This is a genomic window from Paenibacillus mesophilus (assembly GCF_005938385.1).
GTDB classification, from domain to species: domain Bacteria; phylum Bacillota; class Bacilli; order Paenibacillales; family NBRC-103111; genus Paenibacillus_AB; species Paenibacillus_AB mesophilus.
In genome coordinates, this window is sequence record NZ_VCRA01000014.1 from 94,596 (window position 1) to 115,244 (window position 20,649).

The 20,649-nt window shown below is 49.5% G+C and carries 17 protein-coding genes; all 17 read left to right on the forward strand.

Annotation, left to right across the window (positions count from 1 at the left end; translation table 11 throughout):
* Positions 1 to 111 precede the first annotated feature (111 nt).
* The 17 genes from FE783_RS23230 (at position 112) to FE783_RS23310 (ending at position 20,573) form a co-directional block, all read left to right on the forward strand.
* Positions 112 to 3,279, forward strand: coding sequence for an S-layer homology domain-containing protein (locus FE783_RS23230; RefSeq protein ID WP_138881785.1), 3,168 nt, complete (start codon positions 112 to 114; stop codon positions 3,277 to 3,279).
* A 145-nt stretch (positions 3,280 to 3,424) separates the two neighbouring features.
* The gene (locus tag FE783_RS23235; protein ID WP_138881786.1) at positions 3,425 to 5,575 is read left to right on the forward strand and encodes a hypothetical protein; all 2,151 of its coding nucleotides are present in this window, start codon (positions 3,425 to 3,427) and stop codon (positions 5,573 to 5,575) included.
* 98 nt (positions 5,576 to 5,673) lie between these two features.
* Complete coding sequence (locus FE783_RS23240) at positions 5,674 to 6,348, forward strand: hypothetical protein (protein WP_238403216.1); 675 nt, start codon at positions 5,674 to 5,676, stop codon at positions 6,346 to 6,348.
* Positions 6,349 to 6,438: 90 nt separating this feature from the next.
* On the forward strand, positions 6,439 to 6,711 hold the full coding sequence (locus FE783_RS23245; RefSeq protein ID WP_138881787.1) for an alpha/beta-type small acid-soluble spore protein: 273 nt from the start codon (positions 6,439 to 6,441) through the stop codon (positions 6,709 to 6,711).
* A gap of 194 nt (positions 6,712 to 6,905) precedes the next feature.
* Positions 6,906 to 8,111 (forward strand): methionine adenosyltransferase, encoded by a 1,206-nt coding sequence (metK, locus tag FE783_RS23250; protein ID WP_138881788.1) that lies wholly within the window; start codon positions 6,906 to 6,908, stop codon positions 8,109 to 8,111.
* 267 nt (positions 8,112 to 8,378) lie between these two features.
* Positions 8,379 to 11,024, forward strand: coding sequence for a stalk domain-containing protein (locus FE783_RS23255; protein WP_238403217.1), 2,646 nt, complete (start codon positions 8,379 to 8,381; stop codon positions 11,022 to 11,024).
* Positions 11,025 to 11,081: 57 nt separating this feature from the next.
* On the forward strand, positions 11,082 to 12,272 hold the full coding sequence (locus FE783_RS23260) for a sensor histidine kinase (RefSeq protein WP_138881789.1): 1,191 nt from the start codon (positions 11,082 to 11,084) through the stop codon (positions 12,270 to 12,272).
* A 4-nt stretch (positions 12,273 to 12,276) separates the two neighbouring features.
* Positions 12,277 to 12,990, forward strand: coding sequence for a response regulator (locus FE783_RS23265; RefSeq protein WP_138881790.1), 714 nt, complete (start codon positions 12,277 to 12,279; stop codon positions 12,988 to 12,990).
* Positions 12,991 to 13,058: 68 nt separating this feature from the next.
* A complete protein-coding gene (locus FE783_RS23270; RefSeq protein ID WP_138881791.1) occupies positions 13,059 to 13,463 on the forward strand; it encodes a glycosyltransferase family 2 protein in 405 nt (134 codons plus the stop codon).
* 35 nt (positions 13,464 to 13,498) lie between these two features.
* Positions 13,499 to 15,361: an ATP-dependent helicase ComFA gene (locus FE783_RS23275; protein WP_238403218.1), complete on the forward strand. Its 1,863-nt coding sequence runs from the start codon at positions 13,499 to 13,501 to the stop codon at positions 15,359 to 15,361.
* On the forward strand, positions 15,361 to 16,116 hold the full coding sequence (locus tag FE783_RS23280; RefSeq protein ID WP_138881793.1) for a ComF family protein: 756 nt from the start codon (positions 15,361 to 15,363) through the stop codon (positions 16,114 to 16,116). The genes FE783_RS23275 and FE783_RS23280 overlap by 1 nt, the downstream gene beginning before the upstream one ends.
* Positions 16,117 to 16,180: 64 nt before the next feature.
* Entirely contained in the window at positions 16,181 to 16,600 is a 420-nt protein-coding gene (locus FE783_RS23285; RefSeq protein WP_138881794.1) for a TIGR03826 family flagellar region protein, read from the forward strand.
* Between the two features lie 89 nt (positions 16,601 to 16,689).
* Positions 16,690 to 16,959 carry a flagellar biosynthesis anti-sigma factor FlgM gene (gene flgM, locus FE783_RS23290; RefSeq protein ID WP_138881795.1) on the forward strand — a complete coding sequence of 90 codons (270 nt, stop codon included), beginning with the start codon at positions 16,690 to 16,692 and terminating at the stop codon, positions 16,957 to 16,959.
* Between the two features lie 42 nt (positions 16,960 to 17,001).
* Entirely contained in the window at positions 17,002 to 17,481 is a 480-nt protein-coding gene (locus tag FE783_RS23295; RefSeq protein WP_158301988.1) for a flagellar protein FlgN, read from the forward strand.
* 41 nt (positions 17,482 to 17,522) lie between these two features.
* Positions 17,523 to 19,058, forward strand: a complete 1,536-nt coding sequence (gene flgK / locus FE783_RS23300) for a flagellar hook-associated protein FlgK (protein WP_138881797.1) — start codon at positions 17,523 to 17,525, stop codon at positions 19,056 to 19,058.
* A gap of 38 nt (positions 19,059 to 19,096) precedes the next feature.
* Positions 19,097 to 19,990 (forward strand): flagellar hook-associated protein FlgL, encoded by an 894-nt coding sequence (gene flgL / locus FE783_RS23305; RefSeq protein WP_238403219.1) that lies wholly within the window; start codon positions 19,097 to 19,099, stop codon positions 19,988 to 19,990.
* A gap of 16 nt (positions 19,991 to 20,006) precedes the next feature.
* Entirely contained in the window at positions 20,007 to 20,573 is a 567-nt protein-coding gene (locus FE783_RS23310) for a DUF6470 family protein (RefSeq protein WP_138881798.1), read from the forward strand.
* Positions 20,574 to 20,649 lie beyond the last annotated feature (76 nt).

Sequence of the window (20,649 nt, forward strand, 5' to 3'; positions counted from 1 at the left end):
TCTATGTCTCTAGTTTTTCTACTTCGACAGTTTACTAGTTTCTGCGACAAAAGTTGCAGAGTCCAAATAGGAAGTAGCGCTCAAAACTCTGGGAAGGAGGTGAATTGGCCGATGAGTATGAAGAGCTTACAAATTAAATTAAACTCTCAAACATCGAATGATGATAATCGAGGAGGAGAAAAAAAGGTTATGAAGAAAAGCTTGTCTGTACTCGTAGCATCTGCTATGGTGTCGTCCATTTTCGCATCCGTTGCATTCGCAGCTGATTTGACGACCCAACAAAAATTGGATGAATTGATCAAACTGGGGATCTTCGACAAAGACGGAACAGGTAACGGTTCCGAACTGAACGCGAACATGTCCCGTGAGCAATTGGCAAAAATCCTTGCCAAACTGAAGGATCTGAAAGAAGTAACCGGAACTAGCTACACGGACGTTGCTGCAGACCGTTGGTCCGCTGGCTTCATCCAAGCTGTTTCCAAAGCAACTCCAATGTTAATGGATGGCAAAGCGACTGGTATTTTTGATCCAGCTGGCAACGTAACGCTTGAAGAACTGGCAGCTGTAGCTGTTCGTGCTTTGGGTCTGCAACAAAACACAACCGCTACCGTTAAAGGTAACGTATCCGATTGGGCTAAAGGTTATGTAGCAGCTGCAATCGCCAACGGTTTGTTGAGCGAAAAAACAGACTACACGAAACCGGCTATCCGCTCCGAGCTGGTTGAAGCTTCCTACAGCGCTCAACAAGCTATCGCAGCTTCGCAAAAACCGGCTAAAGCTTCGGTGAAATCCGCTAAAGCAACTGGCGTTTCGAAAATCGAAGTAGCTTTGGATCGCGACGTTGATGATAAAGTAGCAAAATTATCCGTGAAGAAAGGTTCGGTTGAAATTGCTATTGCTTCGACGACATGGTCTACAGACAAGAAAACGGCAACGTTGACGCTGAAAGATGCTAAAATCAGCGAAGGCGAGTACACCGTAACGCTTGGTGGTTTGGCTGCTGCCGATATTGGAACGGCATCCGCGACCTTCAAAGGTGAAAACGAAAAAGTAACGAAGCTTGAATTTGCTACGACGAGCGACACAATTGCACAAAGCACAAAAGCTCGCATACAATTCCGTGCCGTCAACCAATATAACGAAGCTAGCGCATTGAGCGCTGGTAACTTTACGGCTACGACTCCGGGCTTCAACAACAGCGGCATTACTAAAGATGACAAAAACAATTTCATTTTGACGATTGATACGATGTATCGTCCTGGGTCCACGACCGAAAAGCACAATCCAGGTACCGCTATTGTGCCGGTGTACATCTACGAGAACGATACGCGTTTTTCCGTACAACAGAACTTCAAGCTTGGTTCGGAGCCGTTCGTAACCAAAATGGAGCTGGGTGATGTTAAATATCCGTCTGGCAAAACATCCATTACGAGTTCTGGGGAATATGCTACGATTCCGGTAACGATTTATGATCAATTCGGCAACCCGATGGCCTATGACAGCCAAACAACGTGGACTTACAACAAATATACAATTCCATATTCGGATAAAGTAGATGTTAAATTCGAAGATTTCGACAACGATAACTTCGGTGAAGTGCGTGTGACATTGAGTGGTCGCGCAGAAAAAAGCGAAGATTATAACGTCACGTTGCAAATTGGCGGAGCAAACAATTCTAAAACAGTTAAAGTGGCTTCTGTGAAGTTGGCCACGAAAATTGTATTCGGCAATGAATCGGATTCGTTGAATGAAGGTGACGTTAGAGACGTATACATTCCGATTATTGCATATGATGAAGCTGGCAACGAATTGACAGCTGACGAAATTGTTGACGATGAGAACTACAATCGAATCAAGATTGATGCCAGCAATGTAAAAGGTACAGGTGCCGGTGAAAAAGTTGTTATCGAAAAATCGGGTCCTTACAAAGGTCAGCTCCACATTTCGTCCGTCGAAGCGAAAGCGGGATCGTACGCATTTATCAGCGCTTACTTGGATTCGAGAACAGGCAACAACAGCTACATTACAAAGAACATTCCGATCAGCAGAGCGCGTACCCCGGACAAGATTAGTGTTGTTACGGCTAACGCACCGAAATCCGCTGGTGGAGCATCAAACTTCAAATTGGTTGTACTTGACCAAAACGGCAAACAGCTTGACAATGTTGGTACCGTTTCTGAAAATGGTCAAAATGTAACATATTCTGTTTACGTTGATTACAAGTTTACTGACAAAAACGGCAATGTAATAACTGATACTAACGTAAACAACATCAGAGTGACTAGATTGGACCGTCTTGGCAAAGCATCCGATCAATTTGTAAATGCCGGTAATATTCCATCGGCTGATGCTAGAACGTACAAAGACAGCTTGGCTAACTTCAACACTACCTATCAGTTCCTCCGCAATAATACTACTAACGCGGCTCTTGCTAATGGCAGAGGCGAGAAGGTAGAGTATAAAGCCCAGTTGCGCAGATCGCTGGATGGCGGAGTAACGAATACGGTTATCTCGGAATCAATCAGAACGTTCACGTTGATTGACTATGATACAGCAGACTTGACTTATACGGTTACGAAACCTGCTACATTGTACGCTACGAAAGACAGCCCTGTGCTGGATTCGACACAAGCAACTACAACAGGTATTCAGGACAGACTTCCGAGCGTAACGGCTAAAGATAGCGCAGGCGATAACGTAATATTGCCGGCGAGCGGTATTTTCTCGGTAACGAGCAGCGTATACTCCGTAGCACAAGCAAGCACGGCTGGAGTACTCGGCTATACACCGGGCAAAACAATCTTGACTGTTGGTTATAAAACGCTGAAGAAGGAAGACAGAGTCGTTAACAATCTGGAAGTAGAAGTTAAGGGCGATGTTCCGTTTGTTAACGCTGTAACCTCGGATTCAACAGTGTCCATTTCCAAAGGCGAGAAGTACAATACTGGTGCTACGGGTGGTGGAACAGAATACACCAAAGCATGGCAGTTCATGAACCTGAAAGTTGCTGACCAGTATGGTATTTCTTATGCGGAAGACAATATCAGTGCATATGATAAGATCACTGGAGTAATTTACACGATTACGCCATCCGATCCTGCTAAAACTACAGGATTGAGCATATCTAACGTATCTAGCGATACTGTTAAAAAAGGCGATATTACCGGCCTAGGCGGTCTTTCCGTCGGAACGCACTACTTCACGATTACAGCTACATCTGGCGGCAAATCCGCATCGACGTATGTGAAGTATACTGTACCTGCTCCTGTTACACCGTAATTGATCATCTATTGATAAATAAAACAAAAGAAGGTCCCTCGGGGCCTTTTTTTGTTTTATTTACTTTAACAAATCTTCAGTTTTCCTGAAACAAAATGGAACTTCTTACGTCTATTACATATAGAAGTAATAGAGGAGGATGCACATGCGAAAGAAGTCGAAGTTCAAGCAGTTATCCGTCAAATCTTTGGTTCTGTTCTCTTTATTGGCGGCTACCGTGCCAGTCCATACATATGCCGATGGTACTCAAGTTACGGCTGAGCCTGTATTCGATGTTCCATCCGTAGGCTCAGTATGGGTCAATGACAAAAGTTATTTTGAGCTTAAAGACGCCAGATTATCCGTAGGCGCGGACAACAACATGGTTACTTTTACAGTGAAAATCGTTAATGGCGGGACAAGTGATATTCTGTTTATAGACTACTGGGTTCGCATGCAGTCAATCGCCGGAGCAAATTTTACGATCAATGTAATGCCTCAAGACAAAGATAAGAATGTTATTCCAGCCGGAGGGACGCAAGAAATCAAGTTTTACGCGAATGTTACTTCAGCGATTCAGTTGAAGGATCTCCAGTTTAAAATCATTAAATGGGATTTCTCTTCGGCTGAATATCAGAAAACGCTGGGAATACTACAAATTCCAGACAACTATACGACGGTGGCACCGGCAGGCTCCAAAGCGAATATCAAAATATCAAAAACGTCTTTGCAAGGATTTATTAAACGGGCAACGATCAGCAGCAATGAGGAAAACTTTTTGCCGTCGATCATACTGGAACTGCAAAATACGGATATCCGCAGTTTGAAGCTCCCTACAATGAACTACATGATTCGAACGTCGGACGGATTGTTGTATCCGCTGACAGCTTCCGGTGTAACTAACACTACGACGATCGACCCGCTGATGAAAAAAGAAATTACGTTAACCGGTAAGCTTCCACGTTCCATCTCCGATCAAAATTGGGAACTGGTTATTACGGAGAATACGACTACCGGAGAAACGACATCGGTTAATACCGCTTTCGCTGAATTTAAAATTCCGAATCCGACAGAAGATACTTCGGCAACGGAAAAAGAACAATCATTTTCAAATGAAAGCGGTACATATGTAGCCACCTTGGAATCGATACAAAGAGTTCCTTGGGAAGATGACGATTTGCTATCCGCCTCCATCTTATTGAAGTCTAAAGAATCGAAACCTTTGTCTATTCCGAATTTAACAGGATACATTGAATTGGATGATTCGGTAAAAGTGGAAGTCAAAGTGATTCGAACCGATAATGTAATCGGGCTTCAACCGGATAAAGAAGTCAGAATCCAACTGCTTGGTACGATACCATACACGTATGAGTACTCGAAAATGACCGTTCATTTGCAGGAGTCGGTAAAAAGCGGAAGTGGTACGAATAACACTACAGTAACGGATTTGGTTGCTTTTAAAGTTGATTCGGCAGTCGACAGCGTACCTGTTGTTAAGGCTGATGACCGCTATAAGCTTGGCGGGCTAGGGCGGTTGGCTGATTATTATATTCATGCCTTACATAATATAAGCGGCAAAAGCTCCGATTTGATTACAGCCCAAGTCGAGATTGAGAATTTGGAGAAAAGATCCAACGATTTATCCAAACTTGTCGCTCACTTTAAAGGAGCAGACGGGACTGTATATCCGGCGACAATCACAGAAATTAAAACAAAAATAAGTCCATCCGGAAAAGCGCTTGTTCATATATGGGCAAACGTCGCAAAGAGCAAGTCCCCGGAGATTACACAGTTGCTAATTGGAGAAGGAATTACTCAAGGAAAATATTCATTAGTATCGGAAAAGCCTGATTCTTATGTAAATGCAGTTGCATTTGATTTGCCGAAAGAAAAAGCTTTTACTCCGGATACCATTAAAGACATCGACATATTCCCTTACAAACTTAGTTTGAGCCGAGTGGGTACTTCTGTTAATAAAACAGAAATAAAAGTAGCATTCGATTACGAATTAGAGAAAAACAACCAATACGAAGTGAATACGGAAGAATATAAGTTGAATATCGAACTTGAGGATTTGGATGGGAAAGCAAGGATGGACTGGAATCTCGTTACGGAAAAAGAGGCGGATGGAAAAACAACGGGTGCTACCACATTGCAGATTGGCAAAAATAAAATGGAACTGACGAAAACCGATAACGATTTTATTTTTAAAACATCGTTTCTGAAGAAATACAAACTGAACTTATACGTCGTATTCCAAGGCCAAAAGCGCTTGGTTGCCAGCAAACAGCTCGACTGGTTTTATTTCTCAGACTAATCACCATTTTACACAAAGTCCTTTCGGTCCAATTTTCTTGGGTCGAAAGGATTCTCTTTTTACGGAGTCGAATGTAACAAGGTCAGGAGGCGAACAAATTGACGCAGAAACGGAAAGTGCTGCTCACCGGATTGATAGGGATAACGATGGCAGCGGGAATATTTGTTGGACAAGCGGTAATCGAATCCAAAGCGGACGGAGCCGTGCAACCGGGGTCGGCTGATGATCCCCTCGTAACCAAAAGTTATCTGGATGAGCAATTGAAGAAAGTAACCGGCGGACAATGGACCGGCTCGGGAAATACTGGAACCGGACAACCAAGCAGCACGGTGCAAGGTATATCCGAACAGCGAGTAAATGAGATCATTGCGGCTGAAATTGCAAAAGTGAAGCAAGAGCTGCAAGCCCAAATACCGCCCATTGGCGGAACTCAGACGCAGCCTCAACAACCGACGACTCCTACTACAGGAGCGGCATCGAATCTTGAAGTCATCAAACTGGAGGCCGGGCAAGTTTTATATGGAGGGATCGGTGCCGAGATCATCGTGCGATCCGGCAAGACTATCGCAGTAAGTAATAGCGACGGGATTCCGGATGTAACTGCAGGTAAGGATATCTCGGCCGGATCAGCAATCGAGAACAATCATTTGCTGATTATCCCGCGCGAGGGCCGAGGCATCAAGCCCGATCCTAAACAAAAGGGCGACATTTATGTGATGGTACGGGGAAGCTACATATTGCTAAAAGAGGATGGAACGAAAACGGCACCATAATTTTACCCCAATTTACAATAATCGATACGGGTGATCCGCGAACGCGGGGCCATACTACAGGTACACCAGATTCAAGGGAGGTGAACCAATATGGCCAGAAACAATCGTAAAATCGTACCGGAGTGCCATAAAGCAATTGATCAAATGAAGTATGAGATTGCTGCGGAGTTGGGTCTTCCGGTCGGCAGCGGAGTAGCGCAGTTCGGTAATGTGGAGTTTGCAACCGAATTGGGAAGTATGCCGTCTGCATCCATTAACGAAGGCTACTGGGGACATATCGCAAGCCGTGATACAGGAGCGGTAGGCGGCTCCATCACAAGACGGCTTGTTGAACAAGCGGAGAAGACGCTGTTTGGACTGTAATAATTTCAAGTCATTCATTTATTGACAGAGCTCGACAAATCCAGTAACATCAATATTTGAAGGTCGTACAATGCAACCTTTTCCTACAGGAAAAGGTTCGTTTTTTGCATGTCGATAATTAGAGATGCAGGCTGTTTCTCCGTGTAGAGTTCGTACTCATGATAAATAATAGTTGCAGGAGGTTGGATGGAATTATGGCATTGAAAAACGGTCGCCGTTTGTTTACATCGGAATCGGTAACGGAAGGACATCCGGACAAGATTTGCGATCAAATCTCCGATTCCGTGCTGGACGCATTTTTGCAAAATGACCCGAATGCCCGCGTAGCGTGCGAAGTATCGGTAGCGACGGGCTTGGTTCTCGTAATCGGCGAAATCAGCAGCTCGTCGGAATACGTGGACATCCCGTCCATCGTCCGGAATACGATCAAGGACATCGGCTATACTCGCGCCAAATACGGTTTTGACGCGTCGACTTGCGCCGTATTGACTTCTTTGAACGAACAGTCCGCAGACATTGCGCTTGGCGTAGACAAGGCTCTGGAAGCGAAAGAAGGCACGATGACGGACGAGCAGATCGAAGCGCTTGGTGCAGGGGACCAAGGTCTAATGTTCGGATTCGCTGTAAACGAAACGCCGGAATTGATGCCACTTCCAATCGCCTTATCGCATCGTTTGGCCCGCCGACTGTCGGAAGTACGCAAAAACGGCACGCTCGGATACTTACGCCCTGACGGCAAAACGCAAGTAACGGTGGAATACGAAGGAGACAAGCCGGTTCGTGTCGACACGATTGTCGTATCTACCCAGCATGCGGAAGAAATTACGCTCGAGCAGATCCAGAAAGACATTCGGGAGCATGTCATCAACCCGGTCGTTCCGGCCGAATGGCTCGATGCGGAAACCAAATACTTCATCAATCCGACCGGACGTTTCGTCATCGGCGGCCCTCAAGGGGATGCCGGCTTGACTGGACGCAAAATCATCGTCGATTCTTATGGCGGATATGCCCGTCACGGCGGCGGCGCATTCTCCGGTAAAGATCCGACGAAAGTCGACCGTTCGGCTGCTTATGCCGCGCGTTATGTGGCCAAAAATATCGTTGCAGCCGGGCTGGCGGAAAAAGTTGAAATTCAACTTGCTTACGCGATCGGCGTAGCGCGCCCGGTTTCGGTCAATGTAGATACGTTCGGAACAGGGAAAGTAAGCGAAGAGAAGCTCGAAGAAGTGATCCGCAATAACTTCGACCTTCGTCCGGCAGGCATCATTAAAGAGCTCGATCTTCGTCGCCCGATTTACCGCCAAACCGCCGCGTATGGTCACTTCGGACGGACCGACGTGGATCTGCCTTGGGAACGGACGGACAAAGCCGAGCAGCTCAAAAAAGAAGCGTTGGGTTAATCCCAGTCGAAACAAGCGAAACAGCACGCCACTCCTTAAGGGGTGGCTTTTTTGCTTTCGACGAAATTAGGTCGGATACCCCTTGAAAACAAAGGGAAGCATTCGAAAACTATAAGTATCGTCAAAAACCGACAAGAACTGGTTCCAAAGTGACAAACGTTACGGATTCCAGATAGGGAACGTAACTTTTTCGGGCAAAACAGAGTCTATACAGTTGAATAAAAATCATGGAGAGAGATAGAGAGATTTCGGAGAGGAGTTTCACCCTTGCTACAGCTTATAGGCAACAGAAACAAAAAAATGAAAGGGTTGGCGGCAGTCCTACTGGCCGTTTCGATCGCGGTTCAGCCGTGGTTGGCGCCAGATCCAGTCCAGGCCGCGGCAGCGGATGCACCCGTCACGATGACCGCACAGGAGCCGCTCACGTATGGAGCCATTCTCAAAAAATATGAGTGGAATTTCGAAAGAAATAAAAAAACGGTAACCGTAAAAGCGAACGTAGTGGAAGTAGATTTGAAAAATCCTTACGTGAAGCTGGACACGATCGCCGGTACGGGCGGGCAGCTCGCCAAAAAGCAAAGTGTGCGGAAAATGGCGAACGAAACGGGAGCCGTTGCGGCGATTAACGGTGATTTTTTCAACACGCAGGCGGAAGGGGTTCCTATGGGCCCGCAAGTTTCCGGCGGCAAGCTATTGGCCACCCCTCCGTATTTGGTCGGCTGGTATTCCTTCGCTTTGACGAAGGAAAATAAACCGATCATCGATATGTTTACGTTTCAAGGAAAAATCATAGCCAGAGACGGAGCGACTTATCCGCTCGGAGGAATCAACAAAACGTATTACTGGTACGAGAATGACGGCATTCATCCGGAAGGCCAACATAGCATGATCGATGGCCTATACATGTATACGAATACATGGGGACAAGTGAATCGATCCAATGACGGTGTCACCGTACCGACAGAAATATTGGTCCAAAACGGAGTCGTTCAAAAAATCCTGCGTCCCGGTGTACTGGAGACGGTAGCGCCAGCCGATGGCTATATATTGAGGGCGTCGGGCAAGGCCGATGAATTTGTTGCCCAGCATTTGAAAGTAGGGGACAGGATCACGGCCGATTATAAAGTGTTGGCGCAAAATCCGGCCATCCAGTATGATGCGGCCAACTTCAATACGATGATCGGCGGCCATACGATATTGGTCGACGAAGGCCAACCGGCCGAGTTTTCCCATGAAGTGAACGGGGTGAGCGGATATTCTCCCGTGGCCCGGACGGCAATCGGCTTTTCCAAAAATGAACAATACGCGTACCTGATTACGATAGATTCGGGCTTAACGCTGGCCGAGCTTCAGCAGTTTATGATCAAGGTCGGCGTATGGAAAGGAATCAATCTGGACGGCGGCGGTTCTACCCAAATGGCGACCAGACCGCTCGGCGAGTTCCAGACGGCGTTGGTCAGTGCGGATATCGGCTACGAACGCCCGGTTGTGAACGGAGTCGGCGTATATTCACTGTCACCGAAAGGACAGGTCCGAGATATCCAAATTCAAGGAGCCACGGCACTTTTTGTCGGACAGAAGGCTACCTATAGCTTGAAAGCATATGACGACTATTTCAACCCGGTGGCGGCCGATCAAATGCCGGCCAACTGGTCGACAACCCAGCCGATCGGTACATTCCAAGGCAATACGTTTACAGCAACGGCGGCGGGAAAAACACAGCTGACAGTCGTTTCAGGTAAGGCGACCAAAAGTATAGACGTGGAAGTAATAGGCGGTAAAGACGTCGCCAGTCTGAAGCTGAACGCTTCATCCACCTCTTTGTTGGCTAATTCGGTCTACACGTTGTCGGCAAGCGTAACTTCCAAATCGGGTGCTAAAGGAACCATCCCGGCCGAAGCGCTGCAGTTGGAATTCATCGGATTCAAGGGTCGGATGGAAGGCGGCAGACTGACGATCGACAGCATCGATAAGGATGCGACGGAAGGCCGGATTATCGCCCGCTACGACGGATTCTCGACGATGTTGACCATGCCTATAGTCGATAACCGGATAGTGGAATCGTTTGAAACCTCGAGTGCGGTTTCGTTTACTTCCACCGCAGGAGTGACAGGCAATGTTTATAGGGTATCCGGAATAGAAGGAATCGCCGCAGGCAGCAGAGCTTTAGGGTTGCAGTACGATTTCTCGCAAGGGACAGGAACTACGGCGGCGTACGCTTTGTTTACGGATGGATTGAAAATCGAGGGACAGCCGGAATCGCTCAGTGTCAAGGTGAAAGGCGACAACAGCCGCAACTGGGTCCGTGCGGAAATCAAGGACAGCGCCGGGAAAGTTCAACTGATCAGCTTGACCGAATTGGCAAATTGGTCCGACTGGAAAACATTGAGCGCGGATCTGAAAAAGTACAGCTTCACGTATCCGATTTCGCTTACGAAGCTATACGTGGCCAATCCGGAGAACGGACATGACGAACGCGAGCTGAAGGGGCAGATTTGGTTCGACGATATCGCATTCCAGTACCAGAAGGCGGCCGTCCAAACGAAAAATGTCGTTAAGCTGACCATCGATCAAAAATCGTTAACGGTTAACGGGAAGCAGCTCGTACTCGATCAGGCTCCGGTCATATACAAAGATAATACGCTTGTCCCGGTCCGTTTCATCGTGGAGGCCATGGGAGGACAATTGACGTGGGTCGACGGAGAGCGTAAAGTAATGATTATGAAAGACAATCACCTGATTGAGCTTTGGCTGGACAAGACGGAGCTTATCGCCGATGGAGAGGCCGTAACGGCCGAGGTTCCGCCGCTTCTCATGACCGAGCGGACGATGGTTCCGCTTCGCGTCATTTCCGAGAAGATGGGCTGGAAAGTAACATGGGACGAAAAGACCCGCACGGTGACGCTGGAATAAATTAGGTCCTATTAGCCCGATCCAAACCTGTCGAAATATGATAGTATAAGAAATAGTATGCCAGTTACGGGTAAAGGAGTAAGGGATAGCTTGCAATACGACGCGATCGACAAAGTGATTAAAAATGCGATTGGAGTCATGGAGTCCAGTAAATATCAGATGTTCGAAATATGTGAAAGCGCCCGTAGCGAGTGGGAGGCGCTAGGCAAAGAACTGCAGCAGGTGATGGATGAAGTCTCCAGGACGATCGACCAGGTTGACAAGCTCGAAGTCGAATACAAACGTTCCAGAATCCGGCTTACGGAAGTAAGCCGGGATTTTCACCGGTTCAAGGAAGAGGATATTCGGGTCGCCTATGAAGCGGCCACCCAGATGCAGCTCCAGCTCATTATGGCGAGGGAAAAGGAGCATCATCTGAGAGCAAGGCGTGACGAGCTGCAGAAGCGCATACGAAATGTGGACAAGACAATAGAGCGTGCCGAAGCGCTCGTCGGCCAAATGAACGTCGTGCTCAATTATTTGTCCGGCGATTTGAATCAGGTGACCCGTATTCTCGAATCGGCCAAAAATCGTCAGCTGATCGGCCTGAAAATCATACTGGCCCAGGAAGAGGAGCGCAAGCGGATCGCCCGCGAAATTCATGACGGTCCCGCGCAAGCGATGGCCAATATGGTGCTCCGCTCCGAAATTGCCGAACGTATGATTGACAGGCAGGAATATGCAACGGTCAAAGAAGAGCTTTCCGATCTGAAAGGAGCGGTTCGATTCGGTCTGGAGGAAGTCCGGAAAATCATCTTCAATCTGCGTCCGATGGCGCTTGATGACCTCGGACTAATGCCGACGCTGCGCAAATATGTGCAGGACTTCGAGGATCGAACGAGAATTCATACCCGATTCGAAGTGCACGGTGTGGAAGCGCGATTGCCTTCCGCGATGGAGGTGGCCGTATTCCGTCTCGTTCAGGAGGGGCTTGCCAACGTATTGAAGCATTCCAAAGCAAGCCACGCGGGCATCGAGATCACGTACCAGAAACAAATGGTGAAAGTTGTCGTAAAAGATAACGGCGTCGGGTTCTCCGTGGAAAAGCTGGAAGCCATGATCGCCAGAGGCAACTCGCATTTCGGCATCATGGGGATGCGCGAGCGGGTGGAGCTGTTAGGGGGGCGAATGGATATCGAGTCCGAGCCTAAGGCAGGCGCGAAGCTCACGATGATCATTCCGATCAGTCTGGAACAAAGAGAGGAGTAATGTAATGGAACAAAAGCGCAATGTGAAAATCGTGATCGCCGACGATCACCAGCTGCTGCGGGAAGGCGTCAAGCGCATACTGAATATGGAAAAAGATTTTGAGGTGGTAGGCGAATGCGGCGACGGCATCCAAGTGGTCGAGCTTTGCAATTCGCTTCGTCCCGACGTCGTATTGATGGATATCAACATGCCGATCGAGAACGGCGTCGTCGCGACGGAACGGCTGAAAGACTTTTTCCCGGAAATCAAAGTCATCATCTTGTCCATTCATGACGACGAGAGCTATGTATTCGAGACGCTGCGCAAAGGAGCCTCCGGATATTTGCTCAAGGATATGGAAGCGGAATCGTTAATTAACGCTATCCGGTCCGTCGTGGCGGGACATGCGTATATCCACCCGAAAGTAACCGGCAAGTTGATCAACCAGCTGCGGAGAATGACGTATCTCGATCCGAACGGAATCGCCGGAGGAGATCAAAGCCCGAGAGAAGCCGGGGTCAAATACATACACCAGCCGAACAGCCCGCTGACCCGCCGGGAAGCGGAAGTGCTTCGTCTTTTGGCGGAAGGCAAAAGCAATAAATCGATCGGCGAAATGCTGTTCATCAGCGAGAAGACGGTCAAAAACCACGTCAGCAGCATTTTGCAGAAGATGGAAGTGGAGGACCGGACTCAAGCGGTCATAATCGCGATAAAAAACGGCTGGGTTACGCTGTAAACGAACGAATAGCGCAGGAACCTTGGACATCATGGCGGCATATAATAGCGGTAAGGGAGGGAGCCGCTATGATAGTCGGGTTGCTGTCGATATTCGGAGCGTACGGATTTGCGATCGCAATAGTCCATTTGGTGCGGTCCCGGTTCCGGTGGAACCGGCAGAAACCGATCCATTACGTCCTCATTACAAGAAACAATGCGCTGCAGATCGAATGGTATTTACGCACGCTGCTGTTCGTTTCGCGGATGAAAGCGAGAATGATCCATATTGTCGTCATGGATGAACGGTCCGAGGACGACACGATGGCAATAGCGGAACGATTGGCAGCGGCAAGGCCCTATCAAATCGAGATAACCGAATGGGACGAATCGGCGCAATTGGACCAAATGATTACACGATACGAGAACGAGGAGGTCGTCCTCGTTCGGTTAAGCAACAAGCAGGAGATGCAGAACATTCCGCTATTTCAATAATTAACCGCTTACAAAACGGTGATGGGGGGACTCGGGTGAAAGTCCGTTTGTACGCCGCAGCCGTCCCCGGACGGTTAAAATGGCGTTTTACGCTAAATATCGATATCGATTTCGCATACTGGTTCGAACAGACCGGCGGGAAAGCATCCCTTCATCTGTTGGAACCAGTTTTGTCTTTGTCGGAGGCATGCGAGCTGTTGGCCGCGTTAGAGCGCGGTTCGAATCCGAATTTGAATCAGGTTTTGAGGGAATGGTCCGCCGTTTGCTCGGAAGCAGGTCTTCTGCTGGGTACGCCGGAAGTACGGACCGTAACGTATGCCGATTATGTGGCCCGGCGAAGAGCAGAGCCGATTGATGTGCAGGAGCTGCTGAAGATGGAACGGCTGCTGGCCGGTCGCTGCTTCTCCAAAGAAGAGCTGCTTCGGTTCCTGGAGCATCACGGGCTTGAAAGAGCAAGGAAGGCGTGGACAGGCTATTTGCAAGCGGCCTTATTGAGGGGACAGGTGGAACTGCACAATGGGGTAGAGAGCTTGCGTAAGCGTCGCTATTTCTGGTCCAAGCCGGAGAGGCGCTATAGATGCAGACGCTGCGGTACAGGGTCCGAGCGGATGTATCGCACAGATTGTCTGTATTGTACCGGAGAATGCTTGTATTGCGAGGAATGCATTACTATGGGGAGGATACAGTCGTGCTCTCTGCTAATATACGGTACTGCTCAGACTGGAAACGGCTATGTTTCCGCAAGGACAGCTTCGGAAACAGCCGCCATCATCGGCAAATGGGGCCTCAGTCCGGCTCAAACGGAAGCGGCGAGAAGCGGGCTGTCCTATTTATCGCAAGAAAGAGCCGGCGAACCCGGACGACTTCTGATATGGGCGGTTACCGGCGCCGGGAAAACGGAGATGATCTTTCCGTTCATCGACCGTGAACTGCTGCTGGGACGGAGAGTACTGATAGCTACCCCTCGTCGAGATGTCGTGCTAGAGCTCCAGCCAAGGCTGAAGCGCGCTTTCCCCGGAAGGACAATTGTCACGCTCTATGGGGGGAGTGAAGAGCGATGGGAGCATGGAGATATTACATTGTCCACCACGCACCAGCTCTTGCGTTTCCACCGCTGCTTCGATCTCGTTATTATCGATGAAATCGATGCATACCCTTATCATAACAATCCGATGCTGCAATACGCGGCCGAACGCGTCTGCAAAAGAACCGGGGCGTACATGCTGCTATCGGCGACTCCTCCGGCCCATCTCGTTCGGTTGGCGGCACGCAACCGGCTGGCCCACGTGAAGGTGCCGGTTCGCTTTCACCGTCATCCGCTTCCTATTCCGCAAACGCTGCAGATGAAGGAACTGATGAAGTGGAAAGGCAGCTTGCCGGGGAATGTAAAAGCGGCGATGCAGCGCTCAATCGACAGAGGGGCGCAGCTGTTCGTGTTCGTACCGAAAATTCGGGAAGTCGAGAAGGTGGTTGAAGCGATAAGGAGCCATTTCACCGAGTATGCCGTTGAGGGTACTTCCTCTCAGGACTCGCAGAGAGCCGATAGGGTGGTTCGCTTTAGGCAAGGGGACATCCGGATCCTTGTAACGACGACCATCCTGGAACGAGGAGTAACGGTTCCGAGAACAGATGTTTTTATTTTGCAAGCCGATTCGGCCACATTCGATTCCGCCGCCTTGATTCAGATGGCGGGACGAGCCGGCCGGTCCAAGGACGACCCGAACGGGAAGGTATTTTTTGCCGCTGCCGGTCGCACGGACTCCCAAGCCCGGGCAATCCGGCAAATTCGCCAAATGAACCGGCTGGCGAAGCGAAAAGGATATTTATTGAATCGGAACAACGAGGAGGAGGAACCAACTACTGCAAGTAACGACTCGACAACAAAAGGAGGGATATGATGATCAATCGTTTGTGGGAAAGACTGGTTGGCGCCGGAGAGTCACTCCTTGGAGCGCCGACAATGCTGTGCATGTATTGCCGGGCCTCGGTCAAGCGCTATGCGCTTCCGACGCTGTCTCTTTGCGCCCGCTGCGTGAATGTGATTCCGTGGATCGAGGTGCTGCAATGCGAGCATTGCGGCCGGTCGGAGCAATGTACAGACTGTACGAGAAGAGGCGCTTCCCGCCTGTGTTTGAATCGGAGTGCGGTCAAATATGAGCAGGGGATGAAAGAGTGGCTTGCCGCATACAAGTATCGCAGAAACGAGCGGCTGAACGGTTTGTTTGCCTCGATGCTGCATACGGCGTACAAGCGGAATGAACATGATTATAACCGGTCGGGGGCCATTCATTGGGTCACGCACGTTCCGGTCAGCAAGGAGCGAATGGAAGAGCGCGGATTCAACCAAGCGGAGCAGCTCGCGAAGGGCTTTGGAGTGCTGGCGGCCATTCCGACCGTACCGCTGCTGGCACGCCGGCGGGATACGGCCAAACAGAGCTACAAGTCTCGAGCGGAGCGACTGGACGATTTAAAGGATGCTTTTGCCATAGATGAAGCTGGAATAAAGATGATATTAAAAAAAACGGTCATGCGGCCGATAAACATAGTAATAATCGATGATGTGTATACGACAGGCAGCACCTTGCATCATTGTGCAAAGACGATAAGCGATCATGCGGAAGCGAACGTGTATGGGTTGACCTGGGCGAGATGATGTGGAACCGCTTCGGAAGAGAGGTGCGGGTCCAATTTCGAATATGGGTAAGGGGTGCATAGGCATGAATTTGTCCAACTGTCCGCAATGCGGAAAAGTATACGTCAAGAACAGCTACAACATGTGCCCGAACTGCTTGCGGGAGATCGAAGATCAGTATCGGAAATGCGTGGACCACTTGCGCAAAAACCGGAGCTGTACGCTCCATGAATTAAGCGAGGAGACCGGAGTACCGGTACGGATGATCATCCGATTCATTCGCGAAGGCCGAATCGCGGCGAAAGACGCCCCCAATGTACTGACCCCCTGCGAATCTTGTGGGGAGCCGATCAAGGAAGGCACGTTGTGTGCAAATTGCCGAAGCCAGTTGGCGAAAGACTTCAGCCATGCGCAAGAGGACGCCAAGCGGAGAGAGGAAAGGCAGAACGCTCTTGAATTCGGCAGTACTTACATGAAAGACCGCGACAAATTCGATAAACGGTAAATTGAACTAAACAATCGGATGAAGCCGTCCGATATATGCTATAACAGGAAATCGGAAAGCGAGAGCAAGCGAAAGTGCAGGTGAGTGATATGAAGATCAACGGTATTAACCGGGTCGGCGGAACGAATCCGTATTCGAGACAGGATGCGAAGTCGGCAGAGCTAAAAGGCAAGCAGGGGAAACGCAAGGATGAAGTGCAGATTTCCGCTGAAGCCCAGGAGCTGCTGGAGGCGCGGAAAGCGGCTTACGCCGAGCTGCGCAGCCAGAAGGTGCAGGAGTTGAAGCACTCGGTCTCTACGGGTACTTACCGGGTGGAGTCCGGGCAAATCGCTGAGAAGCTGTTACCGTATGTAAAATAATTGGGTAGAGGGAGCGGGTGAACGATAAGGATGGAAGCGATCATGAGAACGTTGGATCAACAAATCGAAGTTCACCGTATCCTGCTCGATTTAAGCGAACATAAGCGGAAAGCGATTATCGGCAATGAAGTGGAACGACTGATGCAGCTGACCCAGAAAGAAGTGAAGCTGATCCGGCTGGTCGACCAATTCGAAGCGGAACGCGGGGAAGCGGTGCAAGCGTATATGCGTTCCAGAAATATGTATGTTACGGGAGCCATTACGATCAACACGCTGAGCAAAATCGCCGTTCGGCTGGAAGAGAAGCAAGCGCTGTCGGAGAGGCGAAGCGAGCTTTTGCGCTTAATAGGAGAAATGAAGCAGGCGAATGATTTGAATCGACAGTTGATCCAGCAGTCGCTCGCATTCATCGATTTCTCGCTCGATGTGATTGCCGGGCCGTCCGATCAGGACGCGGTATACCATCACCCGCAGCACGATCAGCAGTCATACCAGCGCAGTTACTTTGACCGGAAAGCTTAAATGAGAAGGCTAGGAACGATATCGGAAAGAAGGGTGCGCGCATGAGATCGACATTCGGCGGCCTCGAGATAGCGAAGCGGAGTTTATTTACCCACCAAGCGGCGCTTACGACAACGGGCCATAACATATCCAACACGAATACGGCAGGGTATACGAGACAGACAGTGAAATTCGTTGCTGCGCGGCCTATGGAAGCCGTCGGGATGCAGCGGTCCAATATTCCGGGACAGTCCGGGCAGGGCGTCGAATTTTCGGGAATCCATCGGATTCGCGAGCAGTTTCTGGACGATCAGTTCATCAACGAGCAGAAGTCGCTCGGCGAATGGACGATCCGCAGCGATACGCTGGAGAAGCTGGAGAAAGTGATCAATGAGCCTTCCGATACGGGGATTCGTCAGACGATCGAAGGGTTCTGGAGCTCATGGCAAGAGCTGACCAAAAATCCGGACAGCATGACGAACCGCGTGCTTGTGAAGGAACGTACGATCGCGATGACCGATGCGCTTAATGATACGGCAACGAAATTGAACGACCTGTCGAAAGACTTGACGGAGAACATCGGTGTAAAGGCTCAGCAAATCGACACCATTCTCGGTCAGGTCGCCCGGCTGAACAACGAAATTTTTCGGGTTGAAGGGCTTGGCAACGATGCGAACGATTTGAGGGACCAACGGGACCTGCTCGTGGACGACCTCTCCAAAATGATAAACATTTCCGTGACGGAGCAAACTTCGGGATATAACATTACGATGGGGAACGCTTCGCTTGTCGAAGGAAATACGAAGCAGGTAGAAGTAACGCCGGCATATTTGGAGACTGCTTACGGCAACAACTTGCAAACCGGCGAAGTGTTCGGGATGATTTTGTCCAGAGATACGATCGTCAGATCGTATATAAATGAATTGAACACGATGGTCAAATCGATGGTGAGCAGTCCGGTGCAGGTTACGCTTCCCGCCAATACGATGCTGCCTGCCGGGGTAACGCTGACCGCAGTGGACGGTTCGACCGTGACCGGAACATTGACCGAAGAGAAGACGGTGACTGTTAACGGCTTGAACGGATTGCATCAACTCGGATACGATATGAAGGGCAACCAAGGCGCTCCTTTCTTCCAGATGACGACCGGTAACGAGGCTGCGACGATCAAGCTGAATCAGTCGATTCTTGATGATGTATTCACGATGGCTGCAGCGAATCGTACTTATGTGGATGCGGACGGTAATAAGAAGGTCGTACAAGGAAGCAACGAATTCGCACTGCTCATCGCGGGCTTGAAAAACAAAAAATTTGAATATACGGTGGGGCAGACCGGCACGGTGGACGATTTCTTCCGTTCCATCATCACGAAGCTCGGAATCGAGGGTCAGGAAGCTCACCGCCAAATGGCTAACCAACAAGTTCTTGTCGAGCATGTAGAGTCCAGAAGACAATCGGTCAGCGGCGTATCGCTGGATGAAGAGATGGCCAATATGATCAAGTATCAGCACGCGTATAATGCGGCTGCCCGTGCTATGACGACATACGACGAAATGCTGGACAAAGTCATTAATGGAATGGGTGTAGTCGGCAGATAAGTAGAATCCGGCGTACATCTTACGGAGGGTGAAGCGTTTTGAATCGTGTTACGCAAGGCATGATGAATTCCCAACTGCTGCTCAATTTGAACAACAATTTAACGCGCATGAACAACCTGCAAAACCAGTTGGCCACGGGGAAGCGGATCAATATGCCTTCCGACGATCCGGTCGGCATCAGCTTCGCGATGCGTTACCGCAGCGAGCTCGGGGCTACCGACCAGTTCCAGAGCAATGTGGATGCAGGGCTGTCCTGGCTCGACTTTACGGATACGATGATGAACCAATTGGGCGATGTGATGCAGCGCGTGCGCGAGCTTGCGGTCCAAGGAGCCAATGGCACCAACGACGACAATGCGATGATGGCGCTCAGCCAAGAAGTATCTCAATTGAAAAATCAGGTGCTCGATATCGCGAACAGCGAGTTTAACGGAAAGTTCGTCTTCAACGGGCAAAAGACCGATGTGCGGCCCTATCCCGATGCGCAGAACCTGTTTGTCGACACGGATTCCGGAATTATTAATTACGAAATCGGAGCCGGGGTCAAGCTTGGGATTAACGTAACCGGAACGCAGGTATTCGGAGAGCCGGGTGAAGCGGATAATTTGTTCAAGCTATTTGACGAATTCGCAGGCTATTTGTCGGAGAGCAAATATGCCGACATTTCTACGATGATCGGTAAATTGGAGACGCGGCTGGATAAAGTGCTGCAGATCCGTTCGAATATCGGCGCCAAAACGAACCGTATCGAGTTGGCCAAAGGCCGTCTAGACGACATGAGCATCAACTTGCAGACGCTCCAGTCGAAGACGGAAGATGCCGATATTGCGGAAGTCATCACGAACCTGAAGACGGACGAGAACGTTTACCAGGCGTCGCTTGCGGCCGGATCCAAGTTGATTCGCCCGAGCTTGATAGACTTCCTGAAGTAGGAAGGGGCCGATTTAGATGGATTTGCCTAGAATTCATTACAGGCTTCAACACGCCAAGCTGCACATCGATGCGGATTTGGGGAAATACGATATCCAGCAGCCTAGGCCGACGTTCGAGATGAAACGGATCGATCCGAAGCTCGATATCCGGCAGCCTCGCGGAGATTTACAGGTCGATGCCAGCAAAGCGTGGGATGCTCTTGCGCATGGTGGCAACTTGGAAATGATGCATCGCATATACTCGTCGGCCCGCAACGTGGCGATGGACGGAATCGCCCGAATTGTCGAGAACGGCAATAAACTGGCGGCGATCCATCTCGGCGGCGAACCGATCGCGGATAATGCGCAGGAGGGACTTGCCGGATTTCCCGAAATGGATTATGCCGGACCGGCTTCTTATGATAATGTCGATATTACATATACCGCGCGCAAAGCCGAAATTGAGGTTACTCCCGGTAGGATCGAATTCAACACGAAGGTTAACAATCCGATCGTCGAGTACAACAGAGGCAAGATGGAGATTTACATGAAGCAGTATCCGAATGTAGAGATGATACCGCCCCAAATCGATATGAAGGTGTAGATAGCTGTAGATTCATCGGACTTTTGCGATGCAAGGTTGCAAAAGGCTCTTGTGTCTATAGCTATTTGTGTTTTTG